The 13,789-nt window shown below is 66.9% G+C and carries 11 protein-coding genes and 2 tRNA genes; 9 read left to right on the forward strand and 4 right to left on the reverse strand.

The features are described from left to right. Positions 1–24: 24 nt before the first annotated feature. Positions 25–98 (forward strand) — tRNA-Ile (locus FB468_RS11190). Between the two features lie 45 nt (positions 99–143). Continuing rightward, positions 144–216: transfer RNA gene (locus tag FB468_RS11195), tRNA-Ala, on the forward strand. Positions 217–548: 332 nt separating this feature from the next. Here the strand turns inward: FB468_RS11195 and FB468_RS17575 are convergent. Genes FB468_RS17575 through FB468_RS11205 form a run of 3 tightly spaced genes read right to left on the reverse strand, consistent with a single transcriptional unit; the run spans position 549 to position 5,523 of the window. Continuing rightward, a complete protein-coding gene (locus FB468_RS17575) occupies positions 549–1,196 on the reverse strand; it encodes a carboxyl transferase domain-containing protein (RefSeq protein WP_281290279.1) in 648 nt (215 codons plus the stop codon). 47 nt (positions 1,197–1,243) lie between these two features. After that, on the reverse strand, positions 1,244–3,763 hold the full coding sequence (locus FB468_RS11200) for an ATP-binding protein (RefSeq protein WP_211359123.1): 2,520 nt from the start codon (positions 3,761–3,763) through the stop codon (positions 1,244–1,246). Next, positions 3,760–5,523 (reverse strand): AMP-binding protein, encoded by a 1,764-nt coding sequence (locus tag FB468_RS11205; RefSeq protein ID WP_141887414.1) that lies wholly within the window; start codon positions 5,521–5,523, stop codon positions 3,760–3,762. The genes FB468_RS11200 and FB468_RS11205 overlap by 4 nt, the downstream gene beginning before the upstream one ends. Before the next feature lie 263 nt (positions 5,524–5,786). On the opposite strand from FB468_RS11205, the gene FB468_RS11215 reads away from it, so the two are divergent. The 4 genes from FB468_RS11215 to mmsB all read left to right on the forward strand — a co-directional run bounded on the left by FB468_RS11215 (position 5,787) and on the right by mmsB (position 10,208). After that, on the forward strand, positions 5,787–6,446 hold the full coding sequence (locus tag FB468_RS11215; RefSeq protein ID WP_141887415.1) for a TetR/AcrR family transcriptional regulator: 660 nt from the start codon (positions 5,787–5,789) through the stop codon (positions 6,444–6,446). 133 nt (positions 6,447–6,579) lie between these two features. After that, on the forward strand, positions 6,580–8,112 hold the full coding sequence (locus FB468_RS11220) for a CoA-acylating methylmalonate-semialdehyde dehydrogenase (protein WP_141887416.1): 1,533 nt from the start codon (positions 6,580–6,582) through the stop codon (positions 8,110–8,112). A gap of 5 nt (positions 8,113–8,117) precedes the next feature. Beyond that, positions 8,118–9,263: an acyl-CoA dehydrogenase family protein gene (locus FB468_RS11225; RefSeq protein WP_141887417.1), complete on the forward strand. Its 1,146-nt coding sequence runs from the start codon at positions 8,118–8,120 to the stop codon at positions 9,261–9,263. A gap of 39 nt (positions 9,264–9,302) precedes the next feature. Next, positions 9,303–10,208 carry a 3-hydroxyisobutyrate dehydrogenase gene (gene mmsB, locus FB468_RS11230; RefSeq protein ID WP_141887418.1) on the forward strand — a complete coding sequence of 302 codons (906 nt, stop codon included), beginning with the start codon at positions 9,303–9,305 and terminating at the stop codon, positions 10,206–10,208. Positions 10,209–10,236: 28 nt separating this feature from the next. Here mmsB and FB468_RS11235 read toward each other — a convergent pair whose 3' ends face one another. After that, complete coding sequence (locus FB468_RS11235) at positions 10,237–11,097, reverse strand: LysR family transcriptional regulator (protein ID WP_141887419.1); 861 nt, start codon at positions 11,095–11,097, stop codon at positions 10,237–10,239. Between the two features lie 68 nt (positions 11,098–11,165). Between FB468_RS11235 and FB468_RS11240 the strand changes: the two genes are divergently transcribed. Genes FB468_RS11240 through FB468_RS11250 form a run of 3 tightly spaced genes read left to right on the forward strand, consistent with a single transcriptional unit; the run spans position 11,166 to position 13,787 of the window. Continuing rightward, complete coding sequence (locus FB468_RS11240; protein WP_246055853.1) at positions 11,166–12,065, forward strand: EamA family transporter; 900 nt, start codon at positions 11,166–11,168, stop codon at positions 12,063–12,065. 9 nt (positions 12,066–12,074) lie between these two features. Further along, a complete protein-coding gene (locus tag FB468_RS11245; RefSeq protein WP_141887420.1) occupies positions 12,075–13,139 on the forward strand; it encodes an alpha/beta hydrolase in 1,065 nt (354 codons plus the stop codon). Positions 13,140–13,160: 21 nt separating this feature from the next. Further along, positions 13,161–13,787, forward strand: a complete 627-nt coding sequence (locus tag FB468_RS11250) for an NUDIX hydrolase (RefSeq protein ID WP_141887421.1) — start codon at positions 13,161–13,163, stop codon at positions 13,785–13,787. Positions 13,788–13,789 lie beyond the last annotated feature (2 nt).

The following is a 13,789-nucleotide window of genomic DNA, read 5'->3' on the forward strand; positions in this document are numbered from 1 at the left end:
CCGGTAATGTTGTCTCTTGGTCAAGGGGCTATAGCTCAGGTGGTTAGAGCGCTTCACTGATAATGAAGAGGTCCCAGGTTCAAGTCCTGGTAGCCCCACTGAATTTCACAAAATCCGCGAAAACCGGTAGTGTTATTCACAACGGGTCCTTAACTCAGTTGGTAGAGTGCCTGCTTTGCAAGCAGGATGTCGGGAGTTCGATTCTCCCAGGATCCACAACAAAATATACGAAATGCCTCGCCTCACGGCGGGGCATTTTTGTTTCTTCGAACCGACCCGGCCGTGCGGGGGGTCCAGGAGTTGACGGTGCCCAAAACCTCCGCGACACGCCCGACTAGACACTGCTCGCCCAAAAACCTCCCGCACACCGGCCTGTCCACCCCCATCTCCGATTCAAGCTGGGTTGGCCGCGCCGATGTACCCGGTGTTGACCGATGCACCCGGAAATAACGCGTGCAAAGTGGGTGCATCGGTGCAGGGCGGGTACATCCGTGGCACCGCCCCCCGGTGAACGCTGCGCCCAAGCCAACACTGTCCCGAGGCCGGCGTTAGGTGAGGGTCGTGATCCAGGTTCGGGTATCGGCGGGGTCGATCACATCGTCTACGTCAAACATCATCGCCGCCGACATCGCTCGTCCCTGTTCGTAGGCCTGAGCGAGTAGTTCCTCAAAGCGCGCCTCCCGTTCGGCCTCGCTGGCGGCGCCCGCAAGCTCCTTCGCGTAGCCGAGCCTCACGCCACCCTCTAGTCCCATCGGGCCCAGCTCTCCGCTCGGCCAGGCAACCGTGAACTGGCTTGAGATCGATGAACCGGCCGACATCGCCATAGCGCCGAGTCCGTAGCACTTCCTGACTACCACCGCCCCAAGCGGGACCGAAAGCCGCGCACCGGCGACGAACAGCTTCCCAAACGCTCTGACGCCGGGCTCACGCTCCGCCTCAGGGCCAACCATGAAACCTGGCGTATCGATGAACGACACGACGGGGAAGCGGTGAGCCTCCGCGAGTTCGAGCAAATCAACGAACGAGCGTGCTGCGTCAACGTCGATCGCGCCGCCAAGGTGGTGGTTGTCGTTCGCGATGAGCGCGACGGGGACGCCGGCCACCCGGGCGATGCCGGTGATCGCTCCCGGGGCGTACTCCCGGCGAAACTCCACAAACGACTCCTCATCGACCACACTCCTGATGACCGAGCGCATGTCGAAGGCACGGAGTCTGTCGCTTGGAACCGCAGACCTTGCCTCAGTCAACTCTGGCGCGACGAACGACAGGGGGTCCGGGCGCGGAAGTGCCCCAGGAACTGCTGGGCCGCCAGAACGGCGCCTGCGTCGTCTTCGACGAGCACATCCACGACGCCGGTGCGGGCGTGCAGTGCCGCCGGCCCAATGTCCTCGGCGGTCCACTTCCCGAGGCCACCACCCTCAACCATTGCCGGCCCACCCATACCGATGTTCGCGTCGGCCGTGGCAATGATGAGGTCTGCGACTCCAGCCAGGGCGGCGTTCCCCGCAAAACACCTTCCGGACACGATAGCGACGATCGGAACACGGCCCCTGAGTGCCGCGAGTTCCGCGAACGTCTGTACGTTGAGGTGAGCGCCGGGCGGCACGTCCGTGTCACCGGGCCGGCCGCCGCCGCCCTCAGCGAACAACACGACGGGTAACTGTCTCGACGAGGCGACCTGGAGCAGCCTGTCGGTCTTGGCGTGGTTGCGGGCCCCCTGAGTGCCCGCCAGCACCATATAGTCATAGCTCATCACGACGGCGCGAACAGGGCCTGCGGGGGTATTGACCAGACCAATACCCCCAACGAGGCCATCGCCGCTCGTGTGGTCGATCAGATCTGCGAGGGGGCGCCGAGCTGTCTGCGCCGCGATCACCAGGGGGCCATACTCGACAAACGATCCGGGAACAACGAGATCAGCGAGGTTCTCCCGTGCGGTGCGTCGTGACCTGGCGTGGACCTTCGCGACCGCGGCTGGCCGCGCCGCATCAAGAACCCGTTCGTGACGTTCCTTCACCTCCGCGATACCGGGATGCGGAGCACTGGTCACCGAATCGTGCTCACTCGAGACGGGCCCGTCGGGAAACACGGCAAAGACAGGCTGACCAGCCGTGACGGTGTCACCGATGGCGACGAGTGGCCGAGCTCGCGCGTGCGGCGGGGCAGGGATCGGGTGGTGCATCTTCATCGACTCGATGAGCCCCAGCTCGCCGGGGGAGATAACCAGCGAGACAACGGTGCCGCTGACCGGTGCAACGACGATTTCCTCACCCGGAGTGAGCGACTCGTAGGTCGCGGCATCGCGCCGAGACTCAGCGACAGCTGCCGCGGGCCCAGCTGCCGCCGGCTCACCCGCCCGGGCAATACCAGGGCTACCCAAGAAATGCGATGAGACCTCCGCACTCCGCGCAAGAAGCTCTTGCATGTGGTCATCGATCCAACCTGTATCGCAGCGACCAAGTACCGCCATCTCCAGCACAGCTGAGAGGAACGGGGCGTTCGTATCAACGCCGACGCACACGAACTCGTTGATGGCAGCTTGCGCCCTCCGCAGCGCCCCCTCCGGGTCACGCGCAGCCACAACAACTTTGGCGAGCAGCGTGTCATACAGCAGGCCGACGGTGGCGCCAGGCTGCAACCAGGTATCGACCCTCACACCAGGGCCCGTCGGAAAACCGAGCTGCGAGACCGGCCCGGAGCTCGGCTTCGGTGAGCCTTCAGGGCCCATCGTCTCGGCCGCGATGCGAAGCTGAATCGCGCAAGCGGCTCCCTCCGACCCCGGAACCGCCGCGTCGTCTGTGAGGCCGAGACTCCGCAGCGTGCGCCCGAGCCCCAGCTCGATCTGGCACTCGACGAGATCAAACCCGGTGATTGCCTCGGTAATAGTGTGCTCGACCTGAATCCTCGGGTTGATCTCGAGGAGAGCCCACTCAGAGCCGGTGACGAGAAACTCAACGGTGGCGAGCCCCTTATATCGCAGGGCGTGGAGCAGTCGTCGCGTTGCATCGTGGATCTCGGCGCGCACGCCAGAATCGAGGTACGGCGCCGGGGCGATCTCGACGAGTTTCTGTCGGCGCCGCTGTAACGAGCAATCACGGTCTCCCAGAATGCTCACGCCATCCGGGCCGCCGATGCCTTGAACCTCAATATGTCGTGCCCCCGTCAGCAGCTGTTCGGCGAACACGCGATCGTCACCGAAGCCGTGGAGAGCCTCCGCACGGCACCGGGCGAGCGCGTCAGGTAGCTCCTCGCGCGAGGTGACGATCGCGATGCCGCGCCCTCCTCCACCGGCGACCGCCTTGAGCACCACGCCTGCGGGGTTCGCGTCGAGCAGTTCAAGCGCGGCTGCGCCATCACTGAGAACCCCGGTGGCCGCGGGCACGTGTATGCCGAGCTCGACCGCGAGCGCTCGGGTCTCCGGTTTCGACCCGGCCCGCGCGAGGGCTTCGGGCGACGGGCCGAGGAAGGTGAGGCCGGCCTCTCGGCAGCGGCTGGCAAAGTCTGCCGACTCCGCGAGGAAGCCGTATCCGGGGTGAACGAGCCTCGCCCCCGTGCGCTTCGCGGCGGCGACCAGCTGGTCTGAATCGAGGTAGGCGGCCGGGCCGATACCGGTCAGCTCAATCGCTCGATCAGCAAGCCGCACGTGCAGGCTCTCTGCGTCATCACGGGGATGCACAGCGACCGTCGTGATCCCCATTTCTTTGGCCGTTCGAATCACACGAACAGCGATCTCACCTCGGTTGGCGACGAGCAGCGTTGTCACTGTGCTGAAATCCCTTTCATGAGCTCGACCTTGCGTATCTTGCCGGTTGCGGTCATCGGCATCGTGTCAACGATGACGATGTCGGGCACCTTGTAACTCGCCATGTGGTCTTTGGCCCACAGCTTGAGTTCGGCCGGGGAGACTCGTTGACTCTGGGCGAGCTCAACGAACGCAACGGGGCGCTGGCCCGAGCTCGCGTCGTCGCGCGGGGCGACGGCGATGCGCGCGATGCTCGGGTGCGACTTCATGAGGGTCTCGACCTCGGTGGGAAAGACGCTCATGCCATTCACCTTGATCATTTCCTTGCTGCGCGCAAGGTACGAGAGCCCGCCCCGAGCGTCGAACTCGCCGGTGTCGCCAGTCAACAGCCAACCGTCGATGAGCGAGGCGCTCGTTGCTTCGGGTTTCATGTAGTACCCGCGCAGCACCGACGGCGATTTCACGAGAATTTGGCCGGGGATACCGACGGGAACCGGGCTGAGGTCATCATCCACAACAACGATCGATGTGCCGGGCACGGGATACCCGCAGTACGTCGGTGTCGCCGCAAGGTCTTGGTTGCCAGCGTGCAGCCCGTGCGTGAATGTATCGGCCGTGTGCGTCTCGGTCATTCCGTAGGACGCTTCGTGCAGGAGAACCCCCGTGGCCGCGTGCCACTCCCGTCGCAGCTCAACATCCAGCTTCCTCACGAACGAGATCGCGACGCACGCCTCGAGCGAAGACGTGTCAGCCTGACTGAACTGGGGGAGTTCGAGTAGTTCAACGTAGTTGTCGGCCTGCGCCGCGACCCAGGTCACGCGCTGCTGTTCGATGAGCGTGAGCGCAGTTGCCGCGTCCCACCGGGTCATCATGACAACGGTGGAGCCATCGATGAGCGGGTTGAGCATCGCCATGTCTTCACCGGCGATCCAGAACATCGGAAGGAACCCGAGGGAGACGTGCACCTTGCCGGTGCGGGGACTGAGCGCCCCAGGCTGCCTGCCCTGCCCGAGCAGCGTGCTGATCGCGGTGTACACCATGTGCCCCTGGGTGTGTTCGCACCCCTTCGGCATTCCCGTCGTCCCTCCCGTGTAGTTCAGCGCGGCAAGGGCATCGCGGTCGCACGCGATCGGCGGAACGGGAACGGATGCCATGATCGCCGGCCAGTCGCTCGGCGAAGCCGAGTGCGCCGCTCGGTCGATGGTGAACGGGGGCGGGGGAGACGCCTCCCCACGAATCATGTCTCCCAGCGATGTGAGTGCGACCTCAAGAACTGGCATGACGCTTGGCAGCGCCGCCCCGGCTAAGTCCTCGGGCGGCACGAGCCTTGCCGCGTCAACGACCTTGGCGAGAGAGGGGTGAGTGAGCAGGAGGGCGACGCCGGCATCGGCGAGCTCATACGCCAGTTCGCGCGCCTTGAACATGGGGTTCACCGGAACGTACACGGCACCAATCCGCAGGATTCCGAGCATCGCGATGGTGAGCTGCGGGCAGTTGCCAAGAAACACCCCGACGCGATCACCGGGGCCAACGCCGCGGCCGCGCAGCCACCCGGCGAACGCTCCAACGGAGTTCTCGAGTTCGGCGTAGGAAATGTCAGTCCCGTAGAAATGGATCGCGGTGACTCCCGCCCGCTCTTTCGACCACCGCTGCAGGTAATCGTTGAGGCCGTCACCCGGCCACGGGTCTGTGAGCTCTCGGGGTACGTCTGCTGGCCACATGGTGCGGAGTTCTGCGAGCTCTTCGGCAGCTTTCGACCACGTCTTGTCTCCTGGCGTCATTGCCACTCCTTTGGGTTGCTTGGCTCACCACCACGCGCTCTCCCACCACCATTCCTATCCCCGGTTCACCGGAAACACAAGGGTCCGGCGCCTACGCCTCCCTTCGGCGCAGTAGCGCCGCGAGCGCCTGGCCACCGCCGATGCACATCGAAACAATCGCGTGATCGTGGCCCCGGCGCGTGAAAGCAAGCGCCGCACGCAGGGTCAGGATCGCGGCCTGGGGCTGGCCCGGCGACCGGCGACCGGCGCGGTAGTGTGTTGGCGTGACTAGCGTCGATGAGAAGAGCACCGAGAAACGGGGCGCCCGCGGCCGCGCCCGTGGCGAGGATTCCCGCGCCTCGGTCGTTGCGGCCGCGCTCAAGAGCTTCGCCGCTCGCGGGTACTTTGGAGCTTCGATGCGTGACATCGCGGCGGAGGCCCAGATCGGCCTCGCCGGGATTTACCACCACTTCGCGAGCAAACAGGAGCTGCTGCAAGCGGTCATGACGGTTACGCTGCGGGACGTGCTCGCGAGCACGCGAGCGCGCGTCGCTGCTGCGCCCGAGGATGACTCCGCGGCCCAGCTCGACGGGCTCGTGCGGGCGTGGGTCGAGTTCCACACGGTCAGGCAGGAGGACGCGCGGGTCGGCGCCTCGGAGGTGCACTGCCTTGAGGGGGAGGGGCGCGAGCGGGTCATCGCGCTGCGCGACGAGCAGGAGGCCCTGTTCGTCGACGTCATCGAGCGCGGCGTCGAGCGCGGCGCGTTTCTGACGCCGTATCCGCGCGAGGCCGCCCGCGCGATCATCAATATGGGGATTGCGGTCGCCACCTGGTATCGCCTCGACGGCGATATCACGCCGCACGGGCTCGCCGAGCGGTACGCGGCGCTATCGCTCGACATGGTCGGGGCGCGCGGTCAGGATCGCGGGCACTCACCCGAGTAGGCCTTTCGCGGGGACACGCCAGCTCGCGACGGTTGCGGTAGAACGATCGTTCGTTTACGCTCGAACCAACCGGGGAGCGATCCACAAGAGCGCCCCCGAGTGTCGTACGTCTACTGGCCCGAAGGAGCGCCCAATGGCTGCTGTCGCACACCCACCCCATCCCGGTGAAGCGCGAGTACTCACCCACTACATCGGTGGCACACACGTTGCGGGAGGCTCGGGTAGATTCAGCGACGTCTACGACCCGAGTGTCGGCGCGGTGCAGGCGCAGGTGCCGCTCGCGAGCACCGCCGAGGTGACCGCCGCCATCGATAACGCTGCCGAGGCTCAGCTTGAGTGGGCTGCGTACAACCCGCAGCGCCGGGCACGCGTGCTCATGCGCTTCCTCGACCTCATTGGGCGCGATACCCCCGAACTCGCGCGGATGCTCTCGCGAGAGCACGGCAAGACCGTGGCGGATGCCGTTGGCGATATCCAGCGCGGCGTCGAGGTCGTCGAGTTCGCCCTTGGCGGGCCGCACCTCTTGAAGGGCGAGTACTCGACTGGCGTCGGAACCGGCGTCGACGTGTACTCGATGCGGCAGCCGCTCGGGGTGGTTGCGGGCATTACGCCGTTCAACTTCCCCGCGATGATTCCGCTCTGGAAAGCCGGCCCCGCCCTCGCCGCTGGCAACTCCTTCATTTTGAAGCCGTCTGAGCGCGACCCCTCCGTGCCGCTGCGCATCGCAGAGCTTCTCACCGAGGCCGGGCTGCCTGATGGAGTGTTCAACGTCGTGAACGGCGACAAGGAGGCCGTTGACGCGCTGCTGCACGACGACCGCGTGCGCGCGATCGGGTTTGTCGGCTCGACCCCCATCGCGCAGTACATCTACGAGACCGCGGCCGCGCAGGGCAAGCGTGCCCAGTGCTTCGGCGGGGCGAAGAACCACATGATCGTGATGCCAGACGCAGACCTCGACCAGGTCGCCGACGCGCTCATCGGCGCGGGCTACGGCTCGGCGGGCGAGCGCTGCATGGCAATCTCCGTCGCCGTTCCAGTCGGCAAGGAGACGGCCGACGCGCTCGCGGCGAAGCTGCTCGAGCGGCTCGACGATCTGAAGATCGGGCCGGCGCTCGACGAGACGGCAGACTACGGGCCCCTCGTCTCCGCTGATGCCAAGGCTCGCGTCGAGCACTACATCCAGCTCGGCGTCGACGAGGGCGCGACGCTGCTTGCCGACGGGCGCGGCCACGTCGTGCCGGGATACGAGAACGGGTACTACCTTGGCCCGACGCTCTTCGACAACGTCACCCCGAGCATGAAGATCTACCTCGAGGAGATCTTTGGGCCCGTGCTCGTGATCACGCGGGCCGAAACGTACGAGGAGGCGCTCGCGCTCGCGAGTGACCACGAGTACGGCAACGGCGTCGCGATCTTCACGCGCGACGGCGACACCGCTCGCGACTTCACCACGCGGGTGAACGTCGGCATGGTCGGCGTGAACGTGCCGATCCCGGTGCCGATTGCGTACCACACGTTTGGTGGTTGGAAGCGCTCGGGCTTCGGTGACCTGAACCAGCACGGCCCTGACTCCTTCCGCTTCTACACGAAGACGAAGACCGTCACGAGCCGCTGGCCCTCCGGCACCAAAGAGGGCGCCAGCTTCGTCATCCCGACGATGCAGTGAGCGCCATGACAGACGCAGCAACTGAAGAGCGTGAGGCACTCGTTGAAGCCGTCCGCGATTTCGCGGACGCGCAGCTTGCCCCGTTTGCGGCCGAGCGCGACGCGAAGAAGATCTTTCCGATCGACGCGCTTGAGGCAGCGGGTGAACTCGGGCTCGGCGGCATCTACGTGCGCGAGGAATACGGCTCGGGGCTGTCACGCCTCGACGCCGTCGCGATCTTCGAGGAGCTCGCGAAGGGCGACGTGACGATCGCCGCGTACATCTCGATCCACAACATGGCGGCGTGGATGATCGACACGTTCGGCGATGATGCGCAGCGCGAGCGCTGGCTTCCCGGGATGGTCGCGATGCGACAGCTCGGGGCCTATTGCCTGACCGAGCCCGGGGCGGGCTCAGACGCGGCCGCCATCACGACGAGCGCGCGCCGAGAGGGCGACGAGTACGTCTTGAACGGCACGAAGCAGTTCATCTCGGGCGCCGGCGCGGCCGCGGTGTACGTGGTGATGGCCCGCACGGGCGGCCCCGGCGCGGGTGGAATCAGCACGATCGTTGTCGAGCAAGATACGCCCGGGCTCAGCTTCGGCCCGAACGAGCACAAGATGGGGTGGAACGCGCAGCCGACCCGCCAGGTCATCTTCGAGGACGTCCGTGTTCCCGTCACGAACCGTCTGAGCGAGGAGGGCGACGGGTTCAGAATCGCGATGCGCGGGCTGAACGGTGGTCGCGTGAACATCGGCGCTTGCGCTATCGGCGGCGCGCAGTGGGCGCTCGACCGTGCGGTCGCCTACGTGCAGGAGCGCCACGCGTTCGGCGCACCGCTCGCCGCGAACCAGTCGATCGTGTTCTCGCTCGCCGACATCGAAACCGACCTGCAGGCGGGTCGCGCGCTGCTCGAGCGGGCCGCGGCAAAGATGGACTCTGGCGCGAGTGACACTGCTGTCTCGTGCGCGCTCGCCAAGCGCTTCGCAACGGACGCGGCGTTCGACGCGGCGAACAAAGCCCTCCAGTTGCACGGCGGGTACGGCTACCTGCAGGAGTACGGCATCGAGCGCGTGGTGCGTGACCTCCGGGTGCACCAGATTCTTGAGGGCACGAACGAGATCATGCGAACGATCATTGGGCGCGAGCTGCTTCGTGGCAGCAAGCGATAGGTCGCGAGGGCGACCACAACGGCAGGCGAAGGAGAGAACATGACAACGATTGCGTTTGTTGGGCTCGGGCACATGGGGCGGCCGATGGCGGCGAACCTTGTGAGCGCCGGGTTTACCGTCCGCGGCTTCGACCTTGTGCCGGAGCTGTGCGAGGCCGCCCGGGCGACTGGGGTAGAGATCGCAGACTCCGCGGCCAACGCTGCGAGCGGGGCTGACATCGTCGTGACGATGCTGCCGGCAGGGAAGCACGTGCTCGCCGCCTACGAGGGTGGCGACGGGCCGGGCCTTTTGGCCGCGGCGCGACCGGGCACCCTTTTCCTCGACTGCTCAACGATTGCGGTGGACGAGGCGAGGGCGGCCGCGGAGCTTGCCGTCGCCGCCGGGCACCGCCCGCTCGACGCCCCGGTATCGGGCGGCGTCGTGGGGGCCGAGAAGGGCACGCTCGCGTTCATGGTCGGGGGTGAGACCGCCGACTTTGAGGCGGCGATGCCGGCCCTCGAAGCGATGGGCGGCAGGATCGTGCACTGCGGCGGCGCGGGCCTCGGCCAGGCGGCGAAGGTGTGCAACAACATGATTCTCGGCATCTCGCAGATCGCGGTTGCGGAGGCCTTCGTGCTCGGCGAGCGCCTCGGGCTGTCGCACCAGGCGCTTTTCGACGTAGCGAGCAACGCGTCGGGCCAGTGCTGGGCGCTGACGACGAACTGCCCCGTTCCCGGGCCGGTGCCGGCGAGCCCGGCAAACAACGACTACGAGCCGGGGTTCGCGGGCGCGCTAATGGCGAAGGATCTCGGGCTCGCGGAGCAGATGATCGCGCTAACGGGCGTGGATGCGCAGCTCGGGCTGCTCGCGCAGCGCCTCTACGCCGACTTCGCGGCGGGCGAGGGCGCAGGGAAGGATTTCTCCGGGATCATCAACTCCATTCGCGCCGAGAGCACGGCAGCGTAGGGCACCGCCGGAGCAGCGCGCTGAGCGGTCAGCCCCGGGCGTAGAGCCGCGTCGCCAGCTCGACGAGCGCTTCGAGCCCGCCCGGTGCTTCGTCGCGCCACCAGACGAGGCGCACCGCGATGCGGGGTGCGTCTGTGATCGGGAGGTACCTGATGCCGGGCCGCGCGTGATGCACCGACGTGGCCTCTGCTGAAACGCCGACGGCCTCACCGACGGAGAGCGTGTTCAGCCAGTCCTCGGTGTCGGCGACGGCGATGAACTCGGCCGGGGCGGGCCCGCCGTCCCAGAGCTCACGCTTCGTGGTGCCCGACCGGGCCTCGGCGGCGACGGTGCGGCCTGCGAACTCGCGCATGCGCAGGGTGCGGCGTCTCGCCCAGAGCGGATCGTCGGCTGAGAACACCGCGAAGCGGCGCTCGAGGCCGATGACCGCGCTTGAGAACTTTGTGGGGTCGGGCGGGCTCCGCATGATGGCGACGTCGCACCGCCCCTCGGCGAGCCCGGAGGTTGGGGTGCCGTGCTGCTCGAAGTGCAGGTCGATGCCCGGCTGCTCGGAGCGCCATTCGCGCAGCAGCGTTGTCGTGTGGCGGCCGAGCGCCGACCAGGCGTAGCCGAGACGCAGCTTGCCGTGCGCTCGGTCGGCGAGCGTGTTTACGGCGTCGGCCTGCGCGAGGAGGCGCCTGGCCTGGGGGAGGAGCGCCTCGCCGAACGCCGTCGGCTCGCAGCCGTGGCGCCCGCGGCGGAGCACCCGCTGCCCGAGCGCGGCCTCGAGGCTGGCGATCGCGCGCGACGCTGAGGCCTGCGAGATGTGCAGTTCGGCCGCGGCGTCGGTGATCGTGCCGAAGGTCGCTGCCGTCACAAAGCAGCGCATTTCCCGCAGTGACCATTCCATACATAAAGCGTATGCATGCGGCATAACTTGCACAATGCGAATCATTGAAACGGGCCTATTGTGGATCCGTGACGACCCAGAGTATTCCAGTGCAGGGCGGGCTCCAGCGCCCCGCGAGCGGCAGTGCGCTCGGCCGCGGCGTCGGCCTCACTCAGGTGGCCTCGCTCGGCAACCAGCTCGGCGCCGCAACCGGCGCACTCGCCTTCCCGGCGATCGGGCCGGTCGGTGTCGTAGCTATCAGGCAGCTCGTTGCTGCCGCGGTGCTCGTTCCCGCCGGGCGGCCCAAGTTCCGCGCAATGCGGCGGGCAGACTGGCTGACAGTGACCGCACTCGCGCTCGTTTTCAGCATCATGAACACGACGGTCTACATCGCGATCGACAGGTTGGGGCTCGGGCTCGCCATCACGCTCGAGTTTCTCGGGCCGCTGGCGCTCGTGATCCTGAGCGCACGCCGCGCCATCGACCTCATCGGCGGCCTTGTCGCGGTCACCGGCGTTGTGACCCTTGTGAATCCAGGCCCGACCTCCGACCTCCTTGGCGTCGCGATCGGGCTCGTATCTGCGGCGGCCTGGGCAGCGTACATCCTGCTCAACAGGCGCATCGGGCAGACGATGCCGGGGATGCAGGGGACAGCCACAGCGAGCTTGATCTCTGGGGTCATCTGGATCCCGATCGCGATTGCCTGGTTCACCGCGCACCCGCCCCCGCTGTGGGCGATCGGTCTTGCCGTGGTGTGCGCGCTCGCGTCGTCGGTGCTGCCGTTCACGATTGACGTTATCGCGCTGCGTATGCTCCCCGCCGGGCTGTTCAGCACGCTGCAGAGCATGCACCCTGTGTGGGCGGCGCTTGTCGGCCTCGTCATCCTCGGTCAGCAGCTCACACCCCACGAGCTCCTCGGAATCGGGCTCGTCGTCGCGAGCAACGTGCTCGTCACCTCGACGAATGCGGTGCGGGCTCGGCGCTCATAGACTGTGAGCATGATTCAATGGCGACCCGACGTGCTCGGCGAGGGCTTTGAACAGCTCACCTTCGAGCTCGGGGCCGACGACGACCCGGCGTTCGCTCGCGCGGACGACGGTGACGGCGGGGAAGGCCGCTCCGCGAGGCCACTCGTCTCGACCCTCGTCCGGTCACTGCCGGCCCCCCTCAGCGTCTGGGAGCGCCTGACCCGGCGGCACAGGGACTTCGAAGACGTTGACGTGCTCTACGTTCATGGCTGGTCTGACTACTTCTTTCAGACTGACTTGGCAAGCTACTGGACCTCGAAGGGGGCGCGCTTCTTCGCCCTCGACCTACGCCGCTACGGCAGGAGCCTGCGCCCCGGCCAGACGGCGGGGTACATTTCGAGCCTCGAACAGTACGACGCGGAGATCGAGTTCGCGCTCGCCGAGATGCGCGCGTCGCGGCCCCGCAGCCAGGAGCCGCGCAAGCTGCTGCTGCTCGGCCACTCGACGGGAGGGCTCGTACTGAGCCTGTGGGCGAGTAGAAACCCCGGTATCGCCGATGCGCTCGTGCTCAACAGCCCGTGGCTCGAGCTACAGCTTTCGACGCGAGGCCGGCAGATGATCGCGCCGATCGTGAACCTCGGCGCAAAGTTCAGCCCGCTCGAGGGCATCCCGCAGCTTGACTACGGGTTCTATATGCGCGCGGTGAGAGAGGTCGGGCCGAAGGACGAGGTCGCGGGGATTAACCCCGAGTGGAAGCCCGAGCAGAGCCACCCGGTGCACGCGGGGTGGCTGCGCGCGATCCTCGCGGGTCACGACCTCGTCTACCGGGGGCTGAAGATCGACGCACCCATCTGTGTCTTGCTCTCGTGCCGCACCGCACTGCCCAGCCGCTGGAGCGAGGAACTCACCCGCGCTGACACCGTGCTCGACGTCGACGACATCGCCCGCGCCGCGCTGCGCCTGGGTCCCTCGGTCACGGTTGAACGTATCGACGGGGCGCTCCATGATGTGTTTGTGTCGGCTGAAAAGCCCCGAAGCGACGCCTACGCGCGGCTTGACCGCTTCAGCAGGGGGTGGCGGCGGGCGCTCGACTGAGCGTCAGGGTAGGCTCACTGTATGGATCTACGGGTAGCGGCCTACGCGGTCATTGAGCGCCGTGGCAAGATCCTGCTCACCCACTGGCGCCGCGGGCACCTGCATGGTTGGACGCTGCCGGGCGGCGGCATCGAAGACGGGGAAGACCCGAAAGAGACTGTCGTCAGGGAAGTTTTCGAGGAGACGGGCCTGCAGGCGCGGACAGGTCGGCTTCTGGGCGTCGATTCGCGCGTGATGGTGCGTGAGGAGGTGCCTGAGGGCACCGACCCCGAGATGCACACGATCCGCATCGTGTATCGCGCGACGGTGCAGGATGGGCCGCTTCGCAACGAGGTTGACGGCTCATCAGACGAGGCGCGCTGGGTCGCGCTCAAAGACATCAGCTCGCTGAAGACGCTGTCGCTCGTGCAGACGGCTCTTCGCATGGCTGGCATCTCCAGGCGGAGCGGCGGCCAGAACAAGGGCGGTCATGGCCGCGGCGGATCCGCGAAGTCTGGCGGCGCAAAGTCTGGTGGCGGCAAGGCTGGCTCCGGCAAGCAGGGAGCTGGCAAGCAGGGAGCTTCGAAGCAGGCCGCCGCGAAGGGCGAGACAGCAAAGGCTAGCGCCGCGCGACCGAGCGCTGGGCGCTCAAAGTCTCGCGGACGCTAGCC

This window comes from Leucobacter komagatae, assembly GCF_006716085.1.
Taxonomy (GTDB): domain Bacteria; phylum Actinomycetota; class Actinomycetes; order Actinomycetales; family Microbacteriaceae; genus Leucobacter; species Leucobacter komagatae.

What these genes read in the sequence shown, in the direction of transcription:
- FB468_RS11205 (WP_141887414.1), bottom strand. Translation starts at nt 5,523, where the DNA reads ATGACGCCAGGAGACAAGACGTGGTCGAAAGCTGCCGAAGAGCTCGCA.
- FB468_RS11250 (WP_141887421.1), top strand. Translation starts at nt 13,161, where the DNA reads ATGGATCTACGGGTAGCGGCCTACGCGGTCATTGAGCGCCGTGGCAAG.
- FB468_RS11245 (WP_141887420.1), top strand. Translation starts at nt 12,075, where the DNA reads ATGATTCAATGGCGACCCGACGTGCTCGGCGAGGGCTTTGAACAGCTC.
- FB468_RS11225 (WP_141887417.1), top strand. Translation starts at nt 8,118, where the DNA reads ATGACAGACGCAGCAACTGAAGAGCGTGAGGCACTCGTTGAAGCCGTC.
- FB468_RS11220 (WP_141887416.1), top strand. Translation starts at nt 6,580, where the DNA reads ATGGCTGCTGTCGCACACCCACCCCATCCCGGTGAAGCGCGAGTACTC.
- mmsB (WP_141887418.1), top strand. Translation starts at nt 9,303, where the DNA reads ATGACAACGATTGCGTTTGTTGGGCTCGGGCACATGGGGCGGCCGATG.
- FB468_RS11235 (WP_141887419.1), bottom strand. Translation starts at nt 11,097, where the DNA reads ATGGAATGGTCACTGCGGGAAATGCGCTGCTTTGTGACGGCAGCGACC.
- FB468_RS17575 (WP_281290279.1), bottom strand. Translation starts at nt 1,196, where the DNA reads ATGCGCTCGGTCATCAGGAGTGTGGTCGATGAGGAGTCGTTTGTGGAG.